This is a genomic window from Xanthomonas hortorum pv. pelargonii, from assembly GCF_024499015.1.
Taxonomy (GTDB): domain Bacteria; phylum Pseudomonadota; class Gammaproteobacteria; order Xanthomonadales; family Xanthomonadaceae; genus Xanthomonas; species Xanthomonas hortorum_B.
In genome coordinates this window covers 1,566,078-1,585,723 of the sequence record NZ_CP098604.1, presented here as the reverse complement: position 1 = coordinate 1,585,723, position 19,646 = coordinate 1,566,078, and the positions used below count along the sequence as shown (strand labels likewise).

The 19,646-nt window shown below is 64.2% G+C and carries 17 protein-coding genes; 10 read left to right on the top strand and 7 right to left on the bottom strand.

Translation table 11 applies throughout. The features are described 5' to 3' along the window. Positions 1 to 43 precede the first annotated feature (43 nt). Complete coding sequence (locus NDY25_RS07040; protein ID WP_168957182.1) at positions 44 to 2,068, top strand: M3 family metallopeptidase; 2,025 nt, start codon at positions 44 to 46, stop codon at positions 2,066 to 2,068. A 170-nt stretch (positions 2,069 to 2,238) separates the two neighbouring features. Here NDY25_RS07040 and NDY25_RS07035 read toward each other — a convergent pair whose 3' ends face one another. The 3 genes from NDY25_RS07035 to fabA all read right to left on the bottom strand — a co-directional run bounded on the left by NDY25_RS07035 (position 2,239) and on the right by fabA (position 4,695). Next, entirely contained in the window at positions 2,239 to 2,694 is a 456-nt protein-coding gene (locus NDY25_RS07035; protein ID WP_233366290.1) for a GIY-YIG nuclease family protein, read from the bottom strand. 277 nt (positions 2,695 to 2,971) lie between these two features. Next, a complete protein-coding gene (gene fabB / locus NDY25_RS07030) occupies positions 2,972 to 4,180 on the bottom strand; it encodes a beta-ketoacyl-ACP synthase I (protein ID WP_256627850.1) in 1,209 nt (402 codons plus the stop codon). Then, positions 4,180 to 4,695, bottom strand: a complete 516-nt coding sequence (gene fabA / locus NDY25_RS07025) for a 3-hydroxyacyl-[acyl-carrier-protein] dehydratase FabA (RefSeq protein WP_104549324.1) — start codon at positions 4,693 to 4,695, stop codon at positions 4,180 to 4,182. The genes fabB and fabA overlap by 1 nt, the downstream gene beginning before the upstream one ends. Positions 4,696 to 4,900: 205 nt before the next feature. Here fabA and dinB point away from each other — a divergent pair, with 205 nt between their 5' ends. The 4 genes from dinB (at position 4,901) to NDY25_RS07005 (ending at position 10,270) form a co-directional block, all read left to right on the top strand. Further along, positions 4,901 to 5,980 (top strand): DNA polymerase IV, encoded by a 1,080-nt coding sequence (gene dinB / locus NDY25_RS07020; RefSeq protein ID WP_104549311.1) that lies wholly within the window; start codon positions 4,901 to 4,903, stop codon positions 5,978 to 5,980. A gap of 183 nt (positions 5,981 to 6,163) precedes the next feature. Further along, positions 6,164 to 6,814: a phosphoglycolate phosphatase gene (locus NDY25_RS07015; RefSeq protein WP_168957180.1), complete on the top strand. Its 651-nt coding sequence runs from the start codon at positions 6,164 to 6,166 to the stop codon at positions 6,812 to 6,814. 232 nt (positions 6,815 to 7,046) lie between these two features. Further along, positions 7,047 to 9,263 (top strand): TonB-dependent siderophore receptor, encoded by a 2,217-nt coding sequence (locus NDY25_RS07010; RefSeq protein WP_484608296.1) that lies wholly within the window; start codon positions 7,047 to 7,049, stop codon positions 9,261 to 9,263. Between the two features lie 98 nt (positions 9,264 to 9,361). Beyond that, positions 9,362 to 10,270 carry an alpha/beta hydrolase gene (locus NDY25_RS07005; protein ID WP_425510784.1) on the top strand — a complete coding sequence of 303 codons (909 nt, stop codon included), beginning with the start codon at positions 9,362 to 9,364 and terminating at the stop codon, positions 10,268 to 10,270. Between the two features lie 112 nt (positions 10,271 to 10,382). Here the strand turns inward: NDY25_RS07005 and NDY25_RS07000 are convergent, their stop codons facing one another. Continuing rightward, a complete protein-coding gene (locus NDY25_RS07000) occupies positions 10,383 to 10,775 on the bottom strand; it encodes a TfoX/Sxy family protein (protein ID WP_168957177.1) in 393 nt (130 codons plus the stop codon). Further along, complete coding sequence (locus NDY25_RS06995; protein ID WP_168957176.1) at positions 10,772 to 11,254, bottom strand: GAF domain-containing protein; 483 nt, start codon at positions 11,252 to 11,254, stop codon at positions 10,772 to 10,774. The genes NDY25_RS07000 and NDY25_RS06995 overlap by 4 nt, the downstream gene beginning before the upstream one ends. A 118-nt stretch (positions 11,255 to 11,372) precedes the next feature. Between NDY25_RS06995 and bioD the strand changes: the two genes are divergently transcribed. From bioD to NDY25_RS06980, 3 genes are all read left to right on the top strand, one after another. Continuing rightward, positions 11,373 to 12,047: a dethiobiotin synthase gene (gene bioD / locus NDY25_RS06990; protein WP_168957175.1), complete on the top strand. Its 675-nt coding sequence runs from the start codon at positions 11,373 to 11,375 to the stop codon at positions 12,045 to 12,047. A gap of 138 nt (positions 12,048 to 12,185) precedes the next feature. Next, positions 12,186 to 12,653: a helix-turn-helix domain-containing protein gene (locus NDY25_RS06985; RefSeq protein ID WP_168957174.1), complete on the top strand. Its 468-nt coding sequence runs from the start codon at positions 12,186 to 12,188 to the stop codon at positions 12,651 to 12,653. Positions 12,654 to 12,721: 68 nt separating this feature from the next. Then, positions 12,722 to 13,225, top strand: coding sequence for a PIN domain-containing protein (locus NDY25_RS06980; protein WP_233366293.1), 504 nt, complete (start codon positions 12,722 to 12,724; stop codon positions 13,223 to 13,225). A gap of 199 nt (positions 13,226 to 13,424) precedes the next feature. Here the strand turns inward: NDY25_RS06980 and NDY25_RS06975 are convergent, their stop codons facing one another. Next, the gene (locus NDY25_RS06975; protein ID WP_006450461.1) at positions 13,425 to 13,787 is read right to left on the bottom strand and encodes a phasin family protein; all 363 of its coding nucleotides are present in this window, start codon (positions 13,785 to 13,787) and stop codon (positions 13,425 to 13,427) included. Between the two features lie 193 nt (positions 13,788 to 13,980). Continuing rightward, positions 13,981 to 14,334 carry a 6-carboxytetrahydropterin synthase QueD gene (queD, locus tag NDY25_RS06970; protein ID WP_043888904.1) on the bottom strand — a complete coding sequence of 118 codons (354 nt, stop codon included), beginning with the start codon at positions 14,332 to 14,334 and terminating at the stop codon, positions 13,981 to 13,983. Between the two features lie 265 nt (positions 14,335 to 14,599). On the opposite strand from queD, the gene NDY25_RS06965 reads away from it, so the two are divergent. Both NDY25_RS06965 and NDY25_RS06960 read left to right on the top strand, forming a co-directional pair. Continuing rightward, complete coding sequence (locus tag NDY25_RS06965; protein WP_233366295.1) at positions 14,600 to 17,233, top strand: TonB-dependent receptor; 2,634 nt, start codon at positions 14,600 to 14,602, stop codon at positions 17,231 to 17,233. Between the two features lie 111 nt (positions 17,234 to 17,344). Then, complete coding sequence (locus tag NDY25_RS06960) at positions 17,345 to 19,630, top strand: transferrin receptor-like dimerization domain-containing protein (RefSeq protein ID WP_256627849.1); 2,286 nt, start codon at positions 17,345 to 17,347, stop codon at positions 19,628 to 19,630. Positions 19,631 to 19,646: the final 16 nt, after the last annotated feature.

Sequence of the window (19,646 nt, the reverse complement as noted above, 5' to 3'; positions counted from 1 at the left end):
TTGATCCAGTCACCCGTCATCCAGTCCACCGCCGGAGCGCTCCATGACCAACCCGCTGCTCGACCTGTCCGGACTGCCGTCCTTCGATGCGATCCGCCCCGAACACGTGGGTCCGGCAATCGATCGCCTGCTGGCCGATGCCGAGGCTGTGGTGAAAACGGCCGAACAGGTCAGCCCGGTCAGCTGGGACAGCTTCGTGGTGCCCCTGGACGATGCCACCGAGCGGTTGTGGCGCGCGTGGGGGCAGGTGGGCCATCTGCAGGCGGTGGTCAACACGCCGGAACTGCGCGAGGCCTACAACAGCAATCTGCCCAAGTTAAGCCGCTTCGGCAGCGCGCTGGCGCAGAACCTGGCGTTGTACGCGCAATACAAGGCGCTCGCGGAATCACCGGAAGCGGCGCACTACGACGCGGCACGTCGCAAGGTGCTGGAAAACGCGCTGCGCGATTTCCGCCTCGGCGGTGCCGAGCTGGATGACGCGTCCAAGGCGCGCTTTGCGCAAGTGCAGGAAGAGTTGTCCGCGCTGGCCGCCAAGTTTTCGCAGAACGTGCTCGATGCCACCGATGCATGGTCGTACGTGAGCGAAGACGAAAGCGAGCTGTCCGGCCTGCCGGTCGAAGTGGTCGCCGCCGCGCGCGCTGCTGCCGAAAAAGACGGCGTGCCAGGCTGGAAACTCACCTTGCAGATGCCCTGCTATCTGCCGGTGCAAACCGATGCGGACCATCGCGAACTGCGCGCGCGGCTGTATCGCGCCAATGCCGAGCGCGCCTCCGAATTCGGCGATGCTGCGCTGGACAACAGCGCCAATATCGATCGCATTCTCGCCTTGCGCGCCGAGCTGGCGCAGCTGCTCGGGTTTGCCAGCTACGCGGAGTATTCGGTCGCCACCAAGATGGCGCAAAGCCCTGATGAAGTGATGGGCTTCCTGCGCGATCTGGCGGTGCGCGCCAAACCGTATGCGCAGCGCGATCGTGCCGAACTCGAAGCCTTTGCGCGCGACGAACTTGGCCTGGACGAATTGCAGGCCTGGGACCTGGCCTACGCCAGCGAAAAACTCAAGCAGGCGCGTTACAGCTTCTCCGAGCAGGAAGTGAAGCAGTATTTCACCGAGCCCAAGGTGCTGGCCGGCCTGTTCGATGTCATCCACAGCCTGTACGGGCTCACCGTCAAGCCCGATAGCGCGCCGGTCTGGCATGAGGATGTGCGTTTCTATCGGTTGGAAGATGCGCAGGGCGAGCTGGTTGGGCAGTTCTATCTGGATCTGTACGCACGCGAAGGCAAGCGCGGCGGTGCGTGGATGGACGATTGCCGCAATCGCCGCGACACCGCCAACGGCGTGCAGACCCCGCTGGTGTATCTGGTGTGCAACTTCGGCCGCGGCAGTGGCGATACGCCGGCCACGTTCCGGCATGGCGAAGTCACCACGCTGTTCCATGAAATGGGCCACGGCCTGCATCAGTTGCTCACGCGCATCGGCGAGCTGGGTGTGGCCGGCATCAACGGCGTGGAGTGGGATGCGGTGGAACTGCCGAGCCAGTTCATGGAGAACTTCTGCTGGGAATGGGAGCGCGTGCAGGCGATGACCGCGCATGTGCGCACCGGCGAGCCGTTGCCGCGCAATCTGTTCGAGCGGCTGCTAGCCGCACGCAATTTCCAGAGCGGCATGTTCACCGTGCGCCAGCTGGAATTTGCGCTGTTCGACATGCAGCTGCACAGCAGCTTCGACCCGCTGCAGGACAGTGTGCTGCAACTGATCGAGCGCGTGCGCGACGAAGTGGCGGTCAATCGCCCGCCGGCGTGGAATCGTTTCCCGCATCAGTTCAGCCACATCTTTGCCGGTGGCTACGCGGCTGGCTACTACAGCTACAAGTGGGCCGAAGTGCTCAGCGCTGACGCCTACGCCGCCTTCGAAGAAGCACCCGAGCAGGTTGCCGATACCGGCGCGCGCTTCCGCCATGAAGTGTTGTCGCGTGGAGGCAGCCGTAGTGCGGCCGATAACTTCCGTGCCTTCCGTGGGCGTGCGCCGAGCATCGATGCGCTGTTGCGGCATAACGGCATGGCGGGCTGATCGCAGGCGTTTACGTTGTTTCGCCAACACGTTGTCAGCTGCGCGGCGCACCGCATCCGGATGCGGTGCATTGGCGTGCGCAAAGGTCTAGCGGACGCAGTGCATCGGACATCGTGTGTCCTTGAGTTCGAGCGCGTCCCATCGTGCTGCAGGACCAGGCACCCGCTCGCTCAGGTGCCCTCTACATCTTCAGGATTCTGCAAGTCGCGGCACTGGGCATGGCGTTCGCCCACCTGCGCCAGTGCGCCAGGAAATCCCAGGGCATAGGCATCCAGGTCGATCCAGGCAGGGTTGAGCGTCTCCACCAACTGCCGCCGCCAGGCATGCGGCCAGGCGCGAAGTTGCTTGGCGCGGGCCTGGGCAGCTGCCAGATCGGTGCAGGCCTCGAACCACACCAGCAGCAGCGGCATCACGCGCTCCCTGGGCAAGCTGGCTTCCTGCTGCGCGATGATGCGCCGGCGCGTGTCGCTGATTGCGCCCAGACCACTTGCCACGTCGATGTAAAACGCCTCCCGCCGCGCATGCGCCAGCAGGTAAACCACCGATGGGCCATGAAACAAGCTATCCCAGTCGGCATGCGCAAGCGCCGCGAATTCCGATCTCACCGGAGAGCGCGTGTCAGCCATCTTCGCTACCTCCATCTTCGCCATGCACCATGGGCCAACCCGAGCGCGACCGTCGCGATGTTGGCATAGTGCAATTGCAGGCTAGCAAAGACGCGGCGATCTCGCTCGATACGTAGTGGGATGCGCATTACCGCGGCCGTGCCTGGACCGAGCAGAGCGAGCGTGCCTACTGGCGCAAGTACCGGCCTGGCATGCCGCCGACTGCTTGCCGATGCGTGCCGTTGAGATGCCGAACAGGTCACGCGATCCTGTTCGGCTTCCGCCACGCCATCAATCGTCACACCCGGCCAAACACCAATGCGCCATTGGTGCCGCCGAAGCCGAAGCTGTTGGACATCACCGTGTTCAACGTTGCCTCACGCGTTTCGCGCAGGATCGGGAAGCCTTCGGCGCGCGGGTCGAGCTCGTCGATATGCGCCGAGCCGGCCATGAAACCGTCGCGCAGCATCAGCAGGCTGTAGATCGCCTCGTGCACGCTGGCCGCGCCCAACGAATGACCGGACAGCGCCTTGGTCGAGGACAACGGCGGTACGTTGTCGCCGAACACCTCGCGCACCGCGCCCAGTTCGGTGACATCGCCCAGCGGTGTTGAGGTGCCGTGGGTGTTGAGGTAATCGATCGGCTGGCTGAGGCCTTGCATCGCCATGTGCATGCAGCGCACCGCGCCTTCGCCGCTGGGCGCCACCATATCGGCGCCGTCGGAGGTCACGCCATAGCCGAGCAATTCGGCATGGATGCGTGCGCCACGGGCGATGGCGTGATCGTAGTCTTCCAGCACCAGCATGCCGCCGCCGCTGCTGATGACAAAGCCGTCGCGCTGCGCATCGTACGGGCGCGAGGCGACCGCAGGACGATCGTTGAAGCCGGTCGACAGCGCGCCCATCGCATCGAACATCACGCTCATGGTCCAGTGCAATTCTTCGCCGCCGCCGGCAAACATTACGTCTTGCGCGCCATGCCGGATCAGATCCGCAGCCGCGCCAATGCAATGCGCCGAGGTCGCGCAGGCAGCCGAGAGCGAGTAGCTCAGGCCGCGAATCTTGAACGCAGTGGCCAACGATGCAGACACCGCCGAACACATCGTGCGCGGCACCATGTACGGGCCGACCTTGCGCACGCCACGGTTGCGCAGCAGATCGGCAGTTTCCACCTGCCATTGGCTGGATCCGCCACCGGAGCCGGCAATCACGCCGGTACGTAATGCGCTGACCTGTTCGGCATCCAGCCCGGCATCGGCGATCGCATCGCGCATGGCCAGATACGCGTACGCCGAGGCATCGCCCATGAAGCGCTTGAGCTTGCGGTCGATCAGGCTGTCCAGGTCCAGCGCCACCGCGCCGCCCACCCGGCTGCGCAGGCCGGCGTCGGCGTGATCGGGCAATGCGGTGATGCCCGAGCGGCTCTCGCGCAGTGCAGTGGAGACGGTGTCCAGGTCATTGCCCAGACACGAGGTGATGCCCATTCCGGTGACGACGACACGGCGCATCAGAAATTCTCCGTTGAAGTGAACATGCCCACGCGCAGGTCTTTGGCAGTGTAGATCTCGCGCCCGTCCACCAGCATGCGCGCATCGGTCTGCGCCATCACCAGCTTGCGGTTGATCACGCGGCTGATATCGATCTCGTAGCTCACCAGTGTGGCGCTCGGCAGCACCTGGCCGGTGAACTTGACCTCGCCGCAACCCAGCGCGCGGCCGCGACCCGGCGCGCCGATCCAGGTGAGGAAGAAGCCGGTCAGCTGCCACATCGCATCCAGGCCCAGGCAGCCGGGCATCACCGGGTCGCCGATGAAGTGGCAACCGAAGAACCACAGGTCCGGGCGGACATCGAGTTCGGCGCGGATCACGCCCTTGCCATGTGCGCCGCCGGTGTCGTTGATCTCGGTGATGCGGTCGAACATCAGCATCGGGTCGTTGGGCAGGCGGGCACTGTCGGGTCCGAACAATTCCCCACGCGCGCTGGCCAGCAATTGGTCACGCGAGTACGCACTTTGACGAGTCATGACGAACGTTTCCTGCAAGAAGCGATAAGGCGAAGCCGGCAAGCGTGCATGAGGGCGCGCGGTTCAATCAAACGTTTTATCCGTACGCATGCGTGCTGTGTTCAACCGGTTGCGCGGTGCGGCAAGCGGTCTGTGCAGGCCGGATCAAGGCGTGAGACGCGGCTGATTTATCATGTGTCTACGCTTTTGGAGAGATGCCAGCTTGATGCGCAAGATCGTGCACGTGGACATGGATGCGTTCTACGCGTCCGTGGAGCAACGTGACGATCCATCGCTGCGCGGCAAGCCGGTGGTGGTGGCCTGGCGCGGTGCGCGCTCGGTGGTGTGCGCAGCCTCGTATGAGGCGCGTACCTTCGGTATTCGTTCGGCCATGCCGGCGATGCGTGCCGAGCGTCTATGCCCGGATGCGGTGTTCGTGCCGCCGGATTTTGCGCGTTACAAGGCGGTGTCGCGGCAGGTGCGCGAGATCTTCCATCGGCATACCGATCTGGTCGAGCCGCTATCGCTGGACGAAGCCTATCTGGATGTCACGCAAGCCAAGACCGGCATGCAACTGGCCACTGAAATCGCGCAACTGATCCGCACCCAGATCCGCGAGGAAACCCAGCTCACCGCATCGGCCGGCATCGCGCCGAACAAATTCCTGGCCAAGATCGCCTCGGACTGGCGCAAGCCCGACGGGCAGTTCGTCATCGCGCCCAGTCGTGTGGATGCGTTCCTGCTGCCGCTGCCGGTCAATCGTATTCCCGGCGTGGGCAAGGTGATGGACGGCAAGCTGGCCGCATTGGGGATTGTTACCGTCAGCGATCTGCGGCTGCGCCCCCTGGAAGAATTGCAGGCGCATTTCGGCAGCTTCGGGCAGAGCCTGTATCGCCGCGCGCGTGGCATCGACGAACGCCCGGTCGAACCGGATCAGGAGGTGCAATCGGTCTCCTCGGAAGACACCTTCAGCGAAGATATCGCGCTGGAGGCGCTGGATCCGCACATCCTGCGCCTGGCCGAAAAAACCTGGCTCGCCACGCGGCGCACCGAGCGTATCGGGCGCACGGTGGTGCTGAAATTGAAGACCTCGAACTTTCGCATTCTGACCCGCTCGTACACGCCGGAGCAGCCACCGGCCTCACTTGAGGCACTGGCGGAGATTGCATTGGCGCTGACCCGGCGCGTGGAGTTGCCTGCCGACACGCGCTATCGCCTGGTCGGTGTGGGTTTGAGCGGTTTCAGCGATGCGGAAGAGGGCGCGGTGCAGGGCGAGTTGTTCGGCGATGTGCCGCAGGCGCAGTGAGTGCAACGCGTCATGTCTGCAGTGCTTCGCCTTAGCGTATGGCATGCGACGATGACCGCAGCCGCGTCTGCATCGACGCCTGCATCGACGCAGCGTCGACACTCCGCATCGCGTCACGGTGACACGCTCTGAATCCTGCACTTCGTACACTGCGCCTCGCTCTCCCTACACAAGGCAGTCCGCATGTATCCGTATCCACTGGTGATTTTCGACCTGGATGGCACGCTGGTGGACAGCGCACCGAACATCGCCGAAGCGCTCAATGCCACCTTGCAGGAGCTTGGGCTGCAGCAGTTCAGCGAGGCGACGATCCGCAGCTGGATCGGCGAAGGCGTGCACGTGCTGCTTGCCACCGCGTTGCGCGAAGCCGGCGGCACGCACAATGCCGATACCGAAATGCCGGTGATGATGCGTCACTACGAAGCCTGCCTGCTGCACAACCCGCAGGTGTATCCCGGCGTTGCCGAGGCACTGGCCGGCTTGCGCGAGGCCGGCGCCACGCTGGCGTTGTGCACCAACAAGCCGTCGCGCTTTATCGCGCCGCTGCTGGAGCATCTGGGCATCGCGGCGCATTTCAGCACGGTGCTCGGTGGCGATTCGCTGCCGCAGCGCAAGCCCGATCCAGCGCCGCTGCTGCACCTGGCCAGGCAGTTCCGGCACACCCCGCAGCAGTGCCTGATGGTTGGCGATTCGGCCACCGATGCAGCCGCCGCAACTGCCGCTGCAATGCCGTTGGCGATGGTGCGTTACGGCTATCTGCGCGGCTTCGATGTACAGACCTCCGGCGCGGTTGCCATTGTCGATGACATGCGCGAACTGCTTGCGTTGAAGTAGCGCGCAGCAGCGCCACCGCAGATCGACCATTTGAGAATGAATCGCATCTGTGTAGAATGCGCGGACAATCTTGACTGCGTTGTAGCGCCTTGCACGTACCCAGTGCACGTTGCACGCATCACCCCCACCGTGTCACCTCAAGCCGTCGCCAGAGGTCTATCTCCTGTCGAGAGGTTTGAGAATGTCCGCATCACGCCGGTCATGGATGTCTGTGCCTGCACGTCGTCCCGTGTTGTCCCACCGTCAGCTGGTGCTGGCCATTGCCCTCGGTTGCGGCAGCTGCATTTGCAGCGCATCTGCCGAAGACGCTGTAGCCGATCCGCAATCGCTGGACACCGTGCACGTCACTGCCGCACAGATTGCACGCCAAGCACTGGGTTCGTCGGTGATCACGGCCGAAGACATCGAGCGGCGTCCGCCGGTCAACGATCTGTCGCAGCTGCTGCGCACCATGCCGGGCGTCAATCTCACCGGCAATAGTGCCTCTGGCCAGTACGGCAATAACCGCCAGATCGATCTGCGCGGCATGGGCCCGGAAAACACGCTGATTCTGGTCGATGGCAAGCCGGTGGGATCGCGCGATGCGGTGCGCATGGGCCGCAGCGGCGAGCGCAATACGCGTGGCGACACCAACTGGGTGCCGGCCGAAGCGGTGGAGCGCATCGAAGTGCTGCGCGGCCCGGCCGCTGCACGCTATGGCTCGGGTGCCTCCGGTGGCGTGGTCAACATCATCACCAAGAGGCCGACCGGCGATCTGACCGGCTCGATGACGGTGTTCGGTCTTGTGCCGCAGCACAGTGCCGAAGGCGGCGGCCAGCGTGCCGGCTTCCAGCTCAGCGGCCCGCTGTCCGACACGTTCTCGTTCCGTCTCTACGGCAACCTCAACAAAACCGATCCGGATTCGCTGGATCTCAATCGCCGCTTCGCCAACAACGCTGCCGCAGTGCCACCGGCCGGGCGCGAGGGCGTGCGCAACAAGGACATCAACGGCCTGCTGCGTTGGGACCCGATGGAAGGCCAGGTGGTCGAACTCGATGCCGGTTTCAGCCGCCAGGGCAATCTGTACGCGGGCGATCGCGCGGTCAGCGCCGACGGCTTGGCCGGCGCGGATCTCAGCGCCTTGTTCGGCAGCGAAACCAATACCATGATCCGCCGCACCGCATCGCTGACCCATCGCGGCACCTGGGCGCTGGGCACCTCGCGCCTCACCGCGGCCTATGAAGGCACCGACAACACCCGTCTCAACGAAGGCCTGGCCGGCGGGCCGGAAGGCTCCATCGCCGCCGGTCTGCTCAACTCCACCGCCACGCTCGATAACCTCAACATCGATGGCGAATTCAACATGCCGTTGCAGGCCTGGGCCGAACAGGTGCTCACGCTGGGCTTCGAGCGCCGCCAGAGCCGCCTCAGCGATGCGTATTCGATGTCGCAGGCCGTCACCGCCGGCGGTGGCTTCCCCGGCCTTGCCGCGGGCGCACGCAGTCCACGCAGCGAGGCCACGCTCAGCGCGGTCTATCTGGAAGACAACATCTACGCCACCGAGCGGCTGACGCTCACGCCGGGCCTGCGACTGGATCACCACAGCCAGTTCGGCAACAACCTCAGCCCCAGCCTCAACGTGCAGTACAAACTCACCGACGACTGGCTGCTCAAGGGCGGCATCGCGCGTGCGTTCAAGGCGCCCAACCTGTACCAGTCCAACGCCAATTATCTGTATTACACGCGCGGCAATGGCTGCCCGGTGCTGTTCCCCAATCTCGGCTCGGGCTGCTATATCCAGGGCAACGACAACCTCGATCCGGAGACCAGCATCAACAAGGAGATCGGCATCGAGTGGGCACCGCAGAGCGGTCACCACGCCTCGCTGACGTACTTCCATAACGCCTACGACGACAAGATCGTCGCCGGTATGACGCCGGTCAATATCACCGTCGACAGACGTGGGCAGGTGTTCCAGTGGACCAACGCATCGGAAGCGATCGTGCAGGGCGTGGAAGGCAATCTCACCTTGCCGCTGCTGGGCGAGCAGGGCCGCGAACTGAAGTGGAATACCAACGTCACCTACATGATCGAGAACAAGAACACCGCCACCGATCAGCCGCTGTCGGTGATCCCCGAATACACCGTCAACACCACGCTGGATTGGCAACCGACCCAGGCCTTGTCGCTGCTGCTCACCGGCACCTTCTACGGCAAGCAGGAATCGGCCACCCAATCGAGCACCAGCGGCGGCGCCATCGCTGCTGATACGCGCGACCCCTACGATCTGTGGGGCATCAGTGCGCGTTACCGCATCACCCGCAAGATCAGCGTGGGGATGGGCGTGGACAACCTATTCGATACGCGCCTGTTCCGCGAAGGCACCAACAACACCGGCGGTGCGGCGGGTGCGGCCACCTACAACGAACCGGGTCGCGCGTATTGGGCGAGCTTGAGTTTCGGCTTCTAAATGGCGATGCAGCGCCGCATACAAACGTGCGCGGCGCATGAGGAGAGCGTGCAGTGATGCGACATCATCGTTGGCGGCTTGCGTGCGCCGGTGTGCTGATGTGGATCGTCGGCATGACGCCATTGTTCGCACAGCCGGATCTGACCCACACGCTCGGCAGTACCGTCGCCGATCGTCCCAGCGCCTCGTATGTCTTCAGTGACTTGCGTCTGGACTCGGTCGATGGCCAACGCCGTTACCGCGTGCGGATTGCCACACCCAAGGCAGCAGCGCCCGCTGCGGGATATCCGGTGGTGTATCTGCTGGATGGCAATGCGGCATTGATGGAACTGGATGAGCGCCTGCTCGACAGCCTGTCCACGCACGGCGTTGCACCGGTGCTGGTGTTCATCGCCGACGACAGTGCGCTGCGCATCGATGCGGTGGGGCGCAGTCTGGATTACACGCCTGCGCGTTTTACCGATGGCCGTGTGGAAACCGATCCGCTGAATCCACAGCGCAGGACCGGCGGCGCGGCCGCATTCGCGCAACTGATCGCCACACGCATTCGCCCGCAGGTGGAAGCGCGCGTGTCGGTGGATCGTCAGCGGCAAACGCTATGGGGCCATTCGTATGGCGGGCTGTTCGTGCTGCAGATGTTGTTGACGCAGCCGCAGCTGTTTCAACACTACGTCGCGGTCGATCCCTCTCTGTGGTGGGGCGATGGGTTTATCGTCCAGCAGGCGCGGCGCGTGGTGGATCACGCACAAGCAGCTTCTGCAGACATGCAGCCATCGAAGCGTCGTTTGACGCTGATGGCAGGAGAGGGCAGGCCACCGGGACAAGATGCAACACCAGATCGTCCCGGGCGGCCACGTGCAGACCCACGCGCTGCACGGAATCTCGTCACGCTGTTGTCGTCGTTACCCGGCCTCACCGCCGAGTACCAACCGCTACCCGGCCTTAGCCATGGTCAGACGCTGGGTGCATCGCTTGCGCCAACGTTACGGGATGCAGCGACGCGTTGATGACGCCATCGAGCGATCGAAGATAGATCGCTCGAGAAATCAATAATCACGCTGCTGCCGAGCGCATCACTATCGCCCCGCGCGCACCGCTACTGCAACTCGGCACAGACGCTCAATCGTCGTGCGTCTCGCCTGTTGCCGCATCGTCATCGGCTGCCTCACGCATGTCGCCATGCGTATCGTCGTTATCGGCGCGCGCGTAGTGCACGGTCTCCACCGGCCCACCCACCGCGCGTCCACGCACCGGTAGCAGCGCGCTGGCCGCTTCGTACTCGGCCAGCAAGGCATTCCGCCGCGCTTCGGGCACCTCTTGCCAATGGCAGTCGGTCAACGCACCCTCGAGCGAATACAGCAGATTGAGGCTGGGCTTGAAGCCGGCGCGGCGCACTTTGACGAACGCGCCCACCGCCCCCACCGCCTGCAGATCCTCCTGCGTGCGCAAGCCGACCTGACGCAGCCACGCCGCACTTTTCGGGCCGATGTTGCGCAGCCGTTCGGTGGTCACGTCAGCGCGCCGACAAAGACTTGCGCAATGGCTTCCAGGCCGCGCTGATCGTCGGCATCGAAGCGATCCAGCTCCGGGCTGTCCAGATCCAGCACGCCGATCAGCGCATCGCCCTTGACCAGTGGAATCACCAGCTCCGAGCGCGACGCCGAGTCGCAGGCGATATGCCCTGGGAAGGCATCTACGTCGGCAATGCGCTGGCTCAGCCGGGTACTGGCGGCCGCGCCGCACACACCCTTGTCCAGCGGGATGCGCACGCAGGCCGGCAAGCCCTGAAACGGCCCCACCACCAGCTCGCGGCCGTCGTAAAAGTAGAAGCCGGCCCAGTTGAGCGACGGCAACGAATTGAAGATCAAGGCGGCCAGGTTGGCGGCATTGGCGATCCGATCCGGCTCGCCGTGCACCAGTGCCTGGGCCTGGGCGGTGAGCTGGGCGTATTGTTCCGGCTTGCTGCCGGTCAGCGAAGAAGTTGCGAACATGGTCGAAGTCTAGCAGCGGCCATCCGCAGGGTCGTTGCGACTCAGCGTTCCGTTCGGATCGGCACGCTATGCTGCGCGCCCTCACTGCAACCGCGGCGTGGCCGCAGGAACCAAACGCATGCAGCTTTCGGCGTTCTATGTCACCGGCACCGACACCGGCATCGGCAAGACCATGGGCAGCACCGCGTTGCTGCACGCATTGCGCGCACGCGGGCACACCGCCGTGGGCATGAAGCCCGTCGCCAGCGGCTGCGAGCAAACCGCGCACGGCTGGCGCAACGAGGACGCCCTGGCGCTGCAGGCCGCCAGCGACCCGCAACCCGACTACGCCACTCTCAATCCCTATGCCTTGCCGGCCCCGCTGGCGCCGGAGCTGGCCGCCGCCGATGTCGGCGTCACCTTGTCGCTGGAGCCGATCGCCCGCGCCTTCGCGCAATTGCGCGCGCAGGCCGAGGTGGTGGTGGTCGAAGGCGTCGGCGGCTGGGCTGCCCCGTTGAGCGCCGATCTGGACCAGGCCGATCTGGTCCGCAAGCTCAAGCTCCCCGTCATGCTGGTGGTCGGCGTGCGGCTGGGCTGCATCAATCACGCGCGCCTGACTGCCGCCGCCATCGCCGCCGATGGGCTGGACTGCATCGGCTGGATCGCCAACGAAATCGATCCGCAGATGGAGCGCATCGAAGAGAACATCGACATGCTGCGCCAGCGCCTGGCGATGCCGTGCTGGGGCCGGATCGCATGGCGTCCGGGTGCCGATGCTGCAACCCAGGCCAAGGGGCTGCAGCTGCCGCAGTGAGGTTGGGGCAATCAGGCGGGTAGCTATCTCAGGATGGCGAGAGAGAGCACGCCATCACAAGAAATGCGTTTCGTTTATTTCGGATATTCGGCATTTCGTTTATGCTGGACTCCGTTTCCGTTGCACCAGCGTGCTCACATGTCGAACATTGCTCCGTCCAAGATGGTCCTGCCTGTCGAGCGCGAGGTCGCCGCTGCAGTGCAAGGCCAACGCGCCTTGGCGGCCTACCTTGCCACCAGCTTCGAAACCCAGCGCATCCAGATCTTCGACGACCAGAACCAGGCCCATCAGGTGGAATTGCCCACCTCCGCACTGCGTCTGCTGATGGATATCCTGGCCGAGCTCGCCGATGGCAATGCGGTGCAGGTGGTGCCCATCCACGCCGAGTTGACCACCCAGGAAGCTGCCGATCTGCTGAACGTTTCCCGGCCGCATATGGTCAAGTTGATGGAAGAGGGCGCGCTGGCGTTCCACCGCACCGGCAGACATCGCCGCGTACGTTTTGCCGACCTGATGCAGTTCAAGCGCGAACGTGAGCGCGCCAGTGAGCAGGCCATGCAGGAACTGGCCACGCAGGCCCAGGAGCTGGCGCTGGGATATCAGTGAGGCATTCGCCATTCACCGCAGTCTACGATGCGTGCGTGCTTTACCCGGCGCCGCTCCGGGACTTGTTGATGTGGCTGGGACTATCGGGCAGGTTCCGTGCGCGCTGGAGCGTGCAAATCCACCAGGAATGGAAGCGCAATTTATTGCTCAACCGGCGCGACCTCACAGCAGAGCAGGTGGACCGTACCTCGGCGCTGATGGACCGAGCCATTCCGGATGCCCTGGTGACTGGCCACGAACCGTTGATAGCAGGGCTGCAGCTGCCCGATGCAGATGATCGCCACGTGCTGGCCGCTGCGATCCGCTGCAGCGCCAGCGTGATCGTCACCTTCAACCTGAAAGATTTCCCGTCCGCCACGCTCGCTCCCTTTGGGATCGAGGCGCAGCACCCGGACGAGTTCATTGAGAATCTGTTCGATCTGGACCAGGCGGCCGTTGTCTCTGCCGCTCAACGCCAGCGTGCACAGCTGACCAATCCAGGGATGGAAGTGGAGCGCTATCTGGAGGTGCTGCTACGGCAAGGACTCGTCCAGACCGTTAAAGCGTTGACCATTTACCGCACGGTTCTCTGACAGCCAGGTGGGCATCGCAAAGCGACACCGGCACGAAAAACCGTCGAGAGGCCGCGACTCTGTCTTGGTGACTGCATGGTCCGATGACTTGGGCTAAGCCAGCGATCAGACAATAAAAAGCCCGACAGAGGGAGGGATCTGTCGGGCCGGATTGCATGGGGGGAGGGACCCATGCAAAGACGCTGAATTTTGGTGGCGGTTACTTGCGCCGGGTGTTGCCTTTGCTCGCTTGCTCGTTGTTGGCGTCGAACTGCTGCTTGGCCAGTTGGCCGAGCGCATCGGAAGCCTTCAAGCCCAAGCCGACCACTTCCTGATTGACCGACGCCAGACGTTCCAGGTTGTCGCGGGCCAGTTGCAGCCCCTTCGGCCAGAGCGTCTGGTAGGCGCCCAGGTCGCGTGCCTGGGCAAACTCACCGAAGAAGCTGGTGGTCGCGCTCACGTTTTGCTCCAAGGTCTTGAGTTGCAGGCCAAACGCGTTTTCTGCGTGTTCCATCGCCAACTGGTTGGCGCGTGCCGCTGCGGAAGCAAAACTGCTGAAGCCGTTTTCGAACTGCGCCGACATTGCGAACCCCTTGGGGAATGCTGTGACCGTTTGTTGCGTTGCAGCATACGCGGATATTGTTGCGATGCAACACGTTTGCTGAAAATTTCCAAAACGGCTTCAAGAGGCTTTTGGGATCAACAAGTTATCCAGGCCGCAGAAACGGCAAAGCCGCCCAGTAGGCGGCCTTGCGTCACGCGATTGCGCCAGACGATCAGCCGCGATAACGGCAGCCGGACGTGCAGGTTTCGTGCACCACGATCTCGCTCAACTGCGGCAGCGCCGGCTTGAGCTGCTGCCAGATCCAGATCGCCAGACGCTCGCTGGTCGGGTTCTCCAATCCCTCGATGTCGTTGAGGTAGTGGTGGTCCAGGCGGTCGTAGATCGGCTTGAAGGCGGCCTTGATGTCGCCGAAATCCATGATCCAGCCGGTCTCGGCACCCGGCTCGCCGCTGACATGCAGCTCGATCCGGAAGGAATGCCCGTGCAAGCGGGCGCACTTGTGGCCGGGCGGCACATTGGGAAGCCGATGCGCGGCTTCGAGCGTAAAGACTTTGAAGATATCCATGCGCGCCATTGTAAGTGCGCCAGTGCTTTTCGGGCTGTGCCAATCGCAGCGAGACAGCCCATCTGCGAGCTCTTGAAGACAAACAGCAGCGCGTTGTTCTCGATGTGCTCAATCGCCACACGCAGCGCACGACGTCCGACGCGTGTCTTACCGCGTCTGGCCGCCAGCGTGTGTCACAGCGCGTCATATCCCTATGCAGTTATGTAATTTTTGTTAATCAATCGCGCATGGCCCACTGCAAAACCCCCATTCATGGATGCCGTGCGTGAAGCGCCCTACGCCTTACCTGCTGTCCCTTGCCATTCTCTCGGCGCTGATTCCCCTCGCTCATGCCGACGACGCGACACCCGACACGGGCAAGACTCTGGCCACCGTCAGCGTCACCGGCTCCAACATCAAGCGCACCGACAGCGAAGGCCCGAACCCGGTGCAGGTGATCGACCGCCAGCAGCTGGAGCAGTCGGGCAAGGTCACCGTGGCCGACGCACTGCGCTCGATCTCCGCCAACACCGGCAATGCCACCAACGAGACCACCAACAACGGGTGGGCCTCCGGCTCGGCCGGCATCGGCCTGCGCGGGCTGTCGCAGAAGAACACGTTGGTGCTGCTCAACGGACGCCGCCTGGCCAACTACGGCTTTCCTGCCAATGGCCTGGGCGACACCTTCGTCAACCTCAACGCGCTGCCGCTGGTGGCGGTGGAACGCATCGAAGTGCTCAAGGACGGCGCCTCTGCCGTGTACGGCTCCGATGCGGTGGCCGGGGTGGTCAACATCATCACCCGGCAGGATTTTCAGGGCGCCGAACTCGGCATCAGCGGCGGCACCTCCGATCAGGGCGGCATGGACACCCAGCGCGCCAAGTTCATCGGCGGCATCGGCGATCTGGACAGCGACGGCTACAACATCCTTTTCAGTTTCGACGCCTACAACCGCGACCGGCTGGATCAGGACCAGCGCGAACTGACCCGCTCGGGCATCTATACCGATCTTCCCGGCGGGCGCTGGAACGGCTGGTCAGCCAAGGGCGCGCGCTATCTGGTCGGCGGCCGCTCGGTGCCGATGCTGGATGCGCAAGGCAACTGCCCCACCGGCACGGTGCTCACCGCCAGCGCGCCGATCGACGGCCTGGCCGGCGACACCTGCGGCTTCAATCAGGCCCCGTTCACCACGCTGATCCCCTCGACCAAGCGCTATCAGGCCTACACCAACGCCACCTTCCGGCTCAGCGACACTGTCGAAGCGTTTGGCGAGGCGCTCTACAGCGAGGTCAAGGGCGTGTCGATCTTCGGCTCCAGCCCGTACTTCACCCTGGAAGGTGGCCGCTTCGCATTGAACGCCAGCACCGGGCTGGCCGAGCCGGTGTCCAATTTATTGCCGGTCTCAAGCCCGTACAACCCGTACGGCACCGCGGTGCCGATCGAATACACCTTCTTCGATCTGGGCCAGACGGTCAAAACCAATCGCTCGCAGTCCTACCGGTTTCTCGGCGGCGTGCGCGGCAAGACCGAACGCTGGGATTGGGAAGCGGCGGCGTTCGCCGCGCGCAGCACCGAGCACGAAACCGTGTCCGGTGGCTTCGCCAATCGCTTTACGTTGGCGCAGGCGCTGGCCGACGGCAGCTACAACCTGCTCGATCCATCGGCCACGCCGCAATCGGTGATCGACGGCATCAACCTCAGCACGCTACGCCCGGCGCAATCGACGCTGCGCGGCGTCGATGCAAAAGTGTCCGGGAATCTGTTCGAACTGCCGGCCGGCAGCGTCGGATTCGCCGCCGGTGCCGAATGGCGTCAGGAAGAATTGGTCTCGCGTAATCCGTTGCAGATCGATCAGGGCTTGCAGATCCGCCCAGCGATTGCCGCGGTGGACGGCGAGCGCAAGGTGTCGGCGCTGTATGCCGAGGTCAACCTGCCGCTGCTGCAATCGCTGGAACTGCAACTGGCCGGGCGTGGCGATCATTACAGCGACTTCGGCAATGCGTTTTCGCCCAAGGCCAGTTTGCGCTGGCAACCACTGGATGCCGTGCTGGTACGCGCGGCCGCCTCGCGTGGCTTTCGCGCACCGTCGCTGTCGGAGAATGCGGCCAGCACCAATATCTCCTACGGCTCGGTGGTCGATCCGTTCGATCCGGACGTGCCGGGCTCGCGCCAGAACCCGACCTTCTTCACCGTCGGCAACACCGAGCTCAACCCGGAGCGCACGCGCAGCTACAACTTCGGTGTGGTGCTGTCGCCGTGGGCCGACACCAGCCTAAGCGTGGACTGGTACAAGATTGAACTGGAGAATCTGGTCGGCACCGGCAACAACGCCACCATCGTGCAGAACAACAACCCGGCCGATGTCATCCGCAACGAGCGCGGCACGCTGGTGGCGGTGTACAACCGTTATCAAAACCTCAGCGAGCTGACCACCTCCGGTATCGATGTCGAATTGCGCCAGCGCTGGCGCACCGCAGCTGCCGGCAACTTCGGGCTTAATACCGCCTACACCCACGTGCGCGATTACCGCCGCCCCACCGTAGTCGGTGGCCCATTGCAGGATTACGCCGGCAGCAATCTCGGCCCGTCGTTGCCGCGCAACAAGGCGACCACCACGCTGGACTGGAATCTGGGCACGATCAGTGCAGCGCTGACCTGGTACTACACCGGCGGCTTCGACCAGAAGGCCAGCGCGGCGGCCAGTGCATTGCAGTCGCGCGTGGGCGACTACAACCAGTTCGATCTGTATCTGGGCTACACCGGCATCGACAAGCTCACGCTATACGCCAAGATCGAGAATCTGGCCGACAAGCAGCCGCCGGTGGATGCCTCGTTCCCGGGTATTCGCGCGCCGTACGACTTCACCCAGTACGACCTGCGTGGGCGCTATTTCACCGTGGGCCTGGACTATCGATTCTGATCGGCGCACGCACGGCCCGTGTGCGGCCGTGCGATGGTGGCTGTGTGCTCGCCAGCGCCCTGTATCAAACCAATCGCCGTTTACCCCGGACACTTTATTCAAGGAACTACGATGACCTCTTCGCAGCACGCCTGGCTACTCGCCCTGGCATTCGTCGCGCCTGCCCTGGCCGCACAACCTGCGGCCCAACCCGCCGCACTGCCGGGTTACGACGCCGCTGCCGCGCAGGCACAACGCGCGCTGGAAGCACGTTTCGATAGCGGATTGAAGGACGCCGATTATCGCGGCTGGTTGAAGCAATGGGCGTCGGCGCCCAACCACGTCGGCTCGCCGCATAACCTTGAAAACGCCCGCGATCTGCAAACGCGCCTGCGCGCCTACGGCTGGGATGCGCGCATCGAAACCTTCGAAGTGTTGTGGCCCTCGCCCAAGACCTCGCAGCTGGAACTGCTTGGCGCCAAACCGTATGTCGCCCGTCTCAAGGAGCCGCCGCTGCCGGGCGACAGTACCTCTACTCAGACCGACAACGTGCTGCCACCGTATGTGATCTATGGCGGCAATGGCGATGTCACCGGCGACCTGGTCTACGTCAATTACGGCATCGCCGAAGACTACGAAGCGCTCGCGCGCAACGGCGTGGATGTACGCGGCAAGATCGTCATTGCCCGCTACGGCAAGGGCTGGCGCGGGCTCAAGCCGCGGCTGGCACAGGAGCACGGCGCGATCGGCGCGATCATCTATTCCGATCCGCGCGACGACGGCTACTTCCAGGATCAGGCGTATCCGGATGGACCGGCGCGCAACCAGTGGAGCGTGCAACGCGGCTCGGTCGCCAACTTCGCGATCTATCCCGGCGATCCGCTCACCCCGGGCATCGGCGCCAGCAAGGGCGCCAAACGCCTGAAGATCGAGCAGGCCGGCAGCGTGTTGAAGATTCCCACGCTGCCGATCAGCTGGGGCGACGCGCAGCCCTTGCTGGCCGCGTTGCGCGGGCCGGTGGCACCGGAAGACTGGCGCGGCGCCTTGCCGATCACCTACCGCATCGGCGGCGATGACACCGCGCGCGTGCATCTCAAGGTCGATGCGGATTGGGGCAGCAAGACCATCTACAACGTCATCGCCACCCTGCGTGGCAGCGAGTATCCGGACCAGTGGGTGGTGCGCGGCAATCACCGCGACGGCTGGGTGTTCGGTGCGGCCGATCCTTTGTCGGGCACCACCGCATTACTGGCCGAAGCCAAGGCAATCGGTGAGCTGGCCAAGCAAGGCCAGCGCCCCAAGCGCACGCTCGTGTATGCCAGCTGGGACGGCGAAGAAGCCGGCCTGCTCGGCTCCACAGAGTGGGCCGAACAGCACGCCGACGAACTGCGCCGCAAGGCGGTGCTGTACGTCAACACCGACGGCAATGGGCGTGGCTTTCTCAACGCCGGCGGCAGCCATGCGCTGCAGCGGCTGGTCAACGGCGTGGCAGCGGATCTGCGCGACCCCGACAGCGGCGTGAGCGTGCTCGAACGTCAACGCGCACGTGCCCGTATCGATGCCTTGGCACCCACCGCCAAGCCGGCGCAGAAGGACATCGCCAAGCAGGTCGCGGCCGGTGGCGATGTGCCGCTCAAGGCGCTGGGCTCGGGCAGCGACTACAGCCCGTTCCTGCAGCATCTGGGATTAGCGACGCTGGATCTGGGCTATGGCGGGCAGGGCGGCGGGAGCGGTGTCTATCACTCGCTGTACGACTCCTACGATTACTTCGCGCGCTACATCGACCCGGACTTCAGCTATCTGCCGCTGCTGTCGCAGACCGTAGGCCGCACCGTGTTGCGCGTGGCAAATGCACCGGTGTTGCCGCAGCGTTTCGGCGATTTTGCCGATGCGGTGGCCGGTTACGCGCAGGAGCTCAAGCAGCAGGCCGATAGCGACCGCACTGCCGCACGCACGCAGGCCGAGTTGTTGCAGGCCGGTGCCTACGCCGCGGTCGACAATCCCAATCGCCCGCAACGTGCCCCCGAGCCGAAAGCCGCGGTGCCGCAGATCGACTTCGCCGCATTGGATCAGGCGATTACGCGCTTGCAAACCAGCGCCAAGCGTTACGACGATGCACTCGCATCGCGCGGCGGCAACCTTGATGCAGGCGTGCGCGGCAAGCTCAATGCCTCGCTGCAGCGCATCGACCAGACCCTGCTGGCGGAAGGTGGTTTGCCGGGCCGGCCGTGGTACCGGAACCTGATCTACGCACCGGGCCTGGCCACCGGCTACGAGGTCAAGACCTTGCCGGGTATTCGCGAAGCGTTGGAAGACCGGCGTTGGGACGATCTGAGCAAATACATCGTGCAGACCGCCGCAGTGCTGGATAGGTATCGCGAGGCGATCGATCGCAATACGGCGTTGATCGAAGGCTAGGCAGCGCGCGCGCGGG

Excerpts from the sequence above, each read along its gene's own strand:
- NDY25_RS07005 (WP_425510784.1), top strand. The coding sequence starts at position 9,362 with ATGTGGATCGTCGGCATGACGCCATTGTTCGCACAGCCGGATCTGACC.
- NDY25_RS06995 (WP_168957176.1), bottom strand. The coding sequence starts at position 11,254 with ATGTTCGCAACTTCTTCGCTGACCGGCAGCAAGCCGGAACAATACGCC.
- NDY25_RS06985 (WP_168957174.1), top strand. The coding sequence starts at position 12,186 with ATGTCGAACATTGCTCCGTCCAAGATGGTCCTGCCTGTCGAGCGCGAG.
- NDY25_RS07040 (WP_168957182.1), top strand. The coding sequence starts at position 44 with ATGACCAACCCGCTGCTCGACCTGTCCGGACTGCCGTCCTTCGATGCG.
- fabA (WP_104549324.1), bottom strand. The coding sequence starts at position 4,695 with ATGACTCGTCAAAGTGCGTACTCGCGTGACCAATTGCTGGCCAGCGCG.
- bioD (WP_168957175.1), top strand. The coding sequence starts at position 11,373 with ATGCAGCTTTCGGCGTTCTATGTCACCGGCACCGACACCGGCATCGGC.
- queD (WP_043888904.1), bottom strand. The coding sequence starts at position 14,334 with ATGGATATCTTCAAAGTCTTTACGCTCGAAGCCGCGCATCGGCTTCCC.
- NDY25_RS07015 (WP_168957180.1), top strand. The coding sequence starts at position 6,164 with ATGTATCCGTATCCACTGGTGATTTTCGACCTGGATGGCACGCTGGTG.
- NDY25_RS06960 (WP_256627849.1), top strand. The coding sequence starts at position 17,345 with ATGACCTCTTCGCAGCACGCCTGGCTACTCGCCCTGGCATTCGTCGCG.
- NDY25_RS06975 (WP_006450461.1), bottom strand. The coding sequence starts at position 13,787 with ATGTCGGCGCAGTTCGAAAACGGCTTCAGCAGTTTTGCTTCCGCAGCG.
- dinB (WP_104549311.1), top strand. The coding sequence starts at position 4,901 with ATGCGCAAGATCGTGCACGTGGACATGGATGCGTTCTACGCGTCCGTG.
- fabB (WP_256627850.1), bottom strand. The coding sequence starts at position 4,180 with ATGCGCCGTGTCGTCGTCACCGGAATGGGCATCACCTCGTGTCTGGGC.
- NDY25_RS07035 (WP_233366290.1), bottom strand. The coding sequence starts at position 2,694 with ATGGCTGACACGCGCTCTCCGGTGAGATCGGAATTCGCGGCGCTTGCG.
- NDY25_RS06980 (WP_233366293.1), top strand. The coding sequence starts at position 12,722 with ATGTGGCTGGGACTATCGGGCAGGTTCCGTGCGCGCTGGAGCGTGCAA.